Annotated in this window: 3 protein-coding genes; all 3 read left to right on the forward strand. The window is 49.3% G+C overall.

Annotation, left to right across the window (positions count from 1 at the left end):
• Positions 1-181: 181 nt before the first annotated feature.
• The 3 genes from QZ918_RS31510 to QZ918_RS31520 all read left to right on the forward strand — a co-directional run bounded on the left by QZ918_RS31510 (position 182) and on the right by QZ918_RS31520 (position 4,498).
• A complete protein-coding gene (locus tag QZ918_RS31510) occupies positions 182-934 on the forward strand; it encodes an SGNH/GDSL hydrolase family protein (protein WP_293342657.1) in 753 nt (250 codons plus the stop codon).
• Between the two features lie 140 nt (positions 935-1,074).
• A complete protein-coding gene (locus QZ918_RS31515; RefSeq protein ID WP_293342661.1) occupies positions 1,075-3,261 on the forward strand; it encodes a serine/threonine-protein kinase in 2,187 nt (728 codons plus the stop codon).
• Between the two features lie 238 nt (positions 3,262-3,499).
• Positions 3,500-4,498 carry a PP2C family protein-serine/threonine phosphatase gene (locus tag QZ918_RS31520; RefSeq protein ID WP_293342664.1) on the forward strand — a complete coding sequence of 333 codons (999 nt, stop codon included), beginning with the start codon at positions 3,500-3,502 and terminating at the stop codon, positions 4,496-4,498.
• Positions 4,499-4,915 lie beyond the last annotated feature (417 nt).

Here is a 4,915-nt window from a genome sequence, read left to right on the forward strand (position 1 = left end):
AATGTTTCAGAATTTGATTTGTAGTGAGGAATTCAAGTCGGCATGAGAGTTGAATAAAAGAAAGATTTTTTTTGAGAATGGTTTGTAGTGAGGACTTTAGTCCGCAAAAAGAAGGACTGAAGTCCTCACTACAAACCTTTTTTAGATGACAATAATAGATTGTCCGTTGGGGTAGAAAACAATGAAATATGTTTTTATATTTTCGATTGTGTTAAATGTAGTTTTGCTATCTATTATTTTGATTTACGCAGGGAAGCGGGGCTATTTGGGTAGAACTTTGGTAATGGCGAATGCAAATTATCTGGAATTGCCGACGGATACGCTGAGTTCTCAGTCTTGGTGGCAAGATGAGGTAAAGTATCAAGTTGCTGTGACTCGGAACGCGCATATCAAAACTTGTTTTTTTGGAGATTCGATCACTTCGATGCTGGGGAATACTCTGGGTGACAATTCTTTTAATTTTGCGATCGGCGGCATGAGTGCGATTTCTCAGTTGGAACAGCTTAAGTTTTTAACGGCTGTTCGAGTTAAGTGCGATCGCGCGATTGTTGCTCTCGGGACAAATGATGCTATTTACAGAACTATGGACGGACAATTTGTCCAAAATATGCGCCAAATAATTAGCACTATCAAAAAAGATATGGGGGAGAAACAGGTGATTTTGTTGCCAGCTTTTTATTCGACTGTTGAGGCCAGTCGCGATATTACTGTTGCTGCTCCGATTTCGAGAGTCGATAAGTTTAATCAGTTGCTCCGCCCGGTTGCTGCTGCTGAAAATTTATCAATTGATGAAGCTGGCTTGCAGCCGTTATTTGAAGGTAAAGCTTTGAAGGCTAATTTGACTTCGGATGGCGTTCACCTCAATGCTGATGGCAAAAAAATCTATCGTGAAGCTTTATTAAAAATAGTGGCTTTTTTAGATAAAAAGGATTAACACGATGGTCATCGTTAAATTTCGTTAAATTCTATTGCAAAGCTATCTCGAATATCCCTGAACTTGGGTTCATCGCGCATACTTGAAATATGTGAAAGAATCCACCATACACCAATTCTTGCTTAAGGAAATCTGTAAAAATGGATGGCGATAAATGCCAAAAATCGGGTTGTACGGGAACGATCGAAGATGGCTATTGCGATGTCTGCGGCATGGCGGCCGTCAAAACCCCAGAAGGGCTGCTTTCCTCCCCTCTCCCCACTGCATCAAACGCGAGCTTATCCAGAACTAACTCACCCACAGCCAGTACGCCGACGGGTTCATCCTCCCCAAGCAGCCGCAGTTCCCGGCGCACGGGTAGCGCCTCTAGAAGCAGCCGCAAACAATTAGGTGCGGGATTGGTATCGATTCCGGAACTCCCTTCGACTGAACCGGAAAAGGCGCTGCTTGCAGAAGCTGTCGTCCCGGAAAACAAACGCTTCTGTTCCAGTTGCAACAACGCTTTACGTCGGGAAAAAGGGTTTTGTCCGAAGTGCGGCCACAAGTATTCCTTCGTTCCCAGCCTCAAACCGGGCGATCGCGTCATTAACCAGTATGAAGTCAAAGGTGCGATCGCCTATGGGGGACTCGGCTGGATCTATTTGGGATTTGATAGGAGTCTGTCGCGCTACGTCGTTCTTAAAGGGTTGCTCAACACGGAGGATGAAGCCAGCGCCGCCGTTGCTGTAGCCGAACGCCAATTCCTCGCCTCTGTCAAACACGCCAATATCGTTGGGATTTACAACTTCGTCAACCACCTCAACGAAGGCTTCATCATTATGGAGTACGTTGGAGGTCAGACGCTCAAGGAGATTCGCAAGACGCGCGGAGTGTTACCTGTTGCTGAGGCGATCGCCTACATTCACCGCATTCTCGGCGCTTTTGCCTACCTGCACGCTCAAGGTTTAGTTTATTGCGACTTCAAACCGGATAATGTCATGCTCGAAAGCAATGACGTGAAACTGATCGATATGGGTGGGGTGCGGCGCATTGACGACTTAGATGGGGACATTTACGGAACGGTGGGGTACAGCGCACCGGAAGCAGGAGAAGGGCCCACCATCGTCTCGGATTTATTCACGATCGGCCGCACCCTCGCCGTCTTGGTGACGAACATTTCGGGCTTCAGCAAACAACACCAGTACAAGTTACCCAGTCCGCAAGAAGAGCCCCTATTTGCCAAGCAAGAATCCCTCTATCGCTTCTTGCTCAAAGCCACGGCGTACAACGCTGACGATCGCTTCCAGTCGGCGGAGGAAATGGCCGATCGATTGTTGGGCGTGTTGCGGGAAGTGGTGGCGCTGGAAACAAATACGCCACATCCGGCTGCCAGTACCCTGTTCGGCTCCGATATGCTCGCGCTGACGGCATCTTCAGACTTGGAACCGATTGGCGCGGACTTCCGACAGTTGCCCGTACCGACGATGGATAGCAACGATCCAGCTTTTAATGCGGTATTGAATGCCCAAGCGATCGCCGATCCCATACAGCGTCAGGTGAATTTGGAGCAGGTGGTGCAGCAGTATCCCAACTTTCGCGAAGCCTTACTCCGACTGGCTGACAGTGCGATCGAGATTCGCCGCTATCCAGCCGCCGAAACGGCACTAACGCAAGCCGAACAACTTGATGTTTGGGATTGGCGCGTGCGTTGGTATCGCGGTAGGTTGCTGCTGGCGCGGGGTCAGGCAAAACCGGCACAGGAACAGTTCGATCGCGTTTACTCGGAACTGCCGGGGGAACTGGCTCCCCAACTGGGATTGGCGCTGGCGGCGGAATTGGCAGGCGATCGCAAGCAGGCAATTAAGCTCTACGATCGCGTGTGTCGGACTGACCCCAGTTACGTCAGCGCGACGTTTGGCTTGGCCAGGTGTTTGAGTGCTACAGGCGATCGTCAGGCGGCGGTGGAGGCGTTGCGACGAGTGCCGCCAACCTCGAATTTGTCGGTGCGATCGCGGGTGGAAATGGCGCGGATGCTGATCGATCCAAAACATACCGCACCAGGAGCCAAGGAGTTGAGCCTAGCAGCCACGACGCTCGAAGCCTTAACGCTCGAAGGCATCGAGCGGCACCGCTTGACGAAACAGCTTTTAGAAACGGCCCTAGGATCGATCGTTTCAAAAGCGATTCAGCCATCGGCGATCGTCCTTTTGGGTCATCAACTGCAAGAAGTAGAGCTCAGAAAAGGGTTAGAAAAAGCCTTGCGCGCCATGGCACATTTATCCACGGGAGTGGAAAAGATTCGTTTGGTTGATGAGGCGAATCGCGTGCGTCCAAGAACGTGGTTGTAGGAGAGGAAAGCGAATGGAATTCACGCCTGCACAGACTCAGGAATTTTCAACCTGCACAGGCCAGTTTTACTCCTGTAGCCGCGTTTTGAACCGCCATATTTTCTTGTTATATCAAATCCGGTAACATCAGAATTATTCATCTCTCTTGTCTCTCTCTGTGTTCTCTGCGCCCTCTGCGGTTAAATCATTCCGATCCAGCAGGAAGCGATATTACTCATGCTTTTTTAAGACCCAAACTATGCAATGTCCCAACTGTGAAGCTGTAGTTCAAACAGACGATCGCTTTTGCGAAGAATGCGGTACGCCACTGGTCAATGCACCCGTCAATGTTACTGAAAATTCTACAAAACTATGCAATAAATGCGGCGCGGCACCAGAGGCGATCGATGCCGATGGATACTGTTCGGTTTGCGGGTTCAAGAATGAACGCCGGCAAGTCCGAGAAACCGATCGCATGGAAGTGAATCTTCAGCCTAATTTTGCGGGAGTGAGCGATCGGGGATTGAGACACGAACGCAATGAAGATTACTTGGCTTGTGCGGTAATAGAAAGCAGCAACACTTATATTGCGATCGCCTGCGATGGAGTGTCCAGTTCTCAGTTTCCCGAATTGGCATCAAAAGCAGCGGCAGAAGGTGCCAGAAATGGCATTTTCACTGCTCTGCAACAACATCTCGCTCCAGAAACAGCTCTCCAACACGGAATCGCTGCCGCACTCAATGAAGTCTGTCTTATTCCTCATAGAAGTTTGAATCAAGATGCACCTTCGACGACGATTGTAGCCGCAGTCGTCCAAAATGCGATCGCGACAATTGCTTGGTTGGGAGATAGTCGCGCCTACTGGATCGATTCGCGAAGCGATCCCTTCGGGAATCGGGAAAACTCCCAACTGCTGACGCGAGATGATTCTTGGTTTAACGAAATAGTTACATCGGGACAAATGAGCGCAGCCGAAGCTAGCAAGTCCGATAAAGCTCATGCCATTACGCGCTGGCTGGGTGTGGATGCTAAAAATGATGCGATTCCTTCGATCGTGCAGTTTCCGATTCCCGGCTCTGGATATTTGTTACTTTGTACGGATGGATTGTGGAATTATGCACCCGACGCGCCACAACTCGCCGATCTTGTCAAGGGCAATGCTTCAGAAGATGCGATCGGCATGGCGCGCCATCTCGTAGAATTTGCTCGCTCTTGTGGCGGTCGAGATAACATTACTGTCACTCTGTTAGTCGTTTGAGGATAATATTATAAGAAGGAAGAAGGAAGAAGGAAGAAGGAAGAAGAAGTTTGGTAACAAAGCGGTGTATGGGATGTAACGGATGTAAATAAGATATTGGAACGTTCTGCATTAACCTGTAGGGGCGGGTTCACCAACCATCTCTAATGAGTACCAACAATCTTAATAAACCCGCCCCCACCCAACAAGAGATGCACGATCGCCCTTTTAACCTGTAGGGGCGGGTTCACCAACCATCTCTAATGAGTACCAACAATCTTAATAAACCCGCCCCCACCCAACAAGAGATTCACGATCGCGCTTTTAACCTGTAAGAGTCGGTTCACCAACCATCTCTAATGAGTACCAACAATCTTAATAAACCCGCCCCCACCCAACAAGAGATTCACGATCGCGCTTTTAACCTGTAGGGGCGGG

Source organism: Microcoleus sp. CAWBG58 (assembly GCF_020883045.1).
Taxonomy (GTDB): Bacteria; Cyanobacteriota; Cyanobacteriia; order Cyanobacteriales; family Microcoleaceae; genus Microcoleus.

Coding starts and splice junctions, on each gene's coding strand:
- QZ918_RS31510 (WP_293342657.1), top strand. CDS start 182: ATGAAATATGTTTTTATATTTTCGATTGTGTTAAATGTAGTTTTGCTA.
- QZ918_RS31515 (WP_293342661.1), top strand. CDS start 1,075: ATGGATGGCGATAAATGCCAAAAATCGGGTTGTACGGGAACGATCGAA.
- QZ918_RS31520 (WP_293342664.1), top strand. CDS start 3,500: ATGCAATGTCCCAACTGTGAAGCTGTAGTTCAAACAGACGATCGCTTT.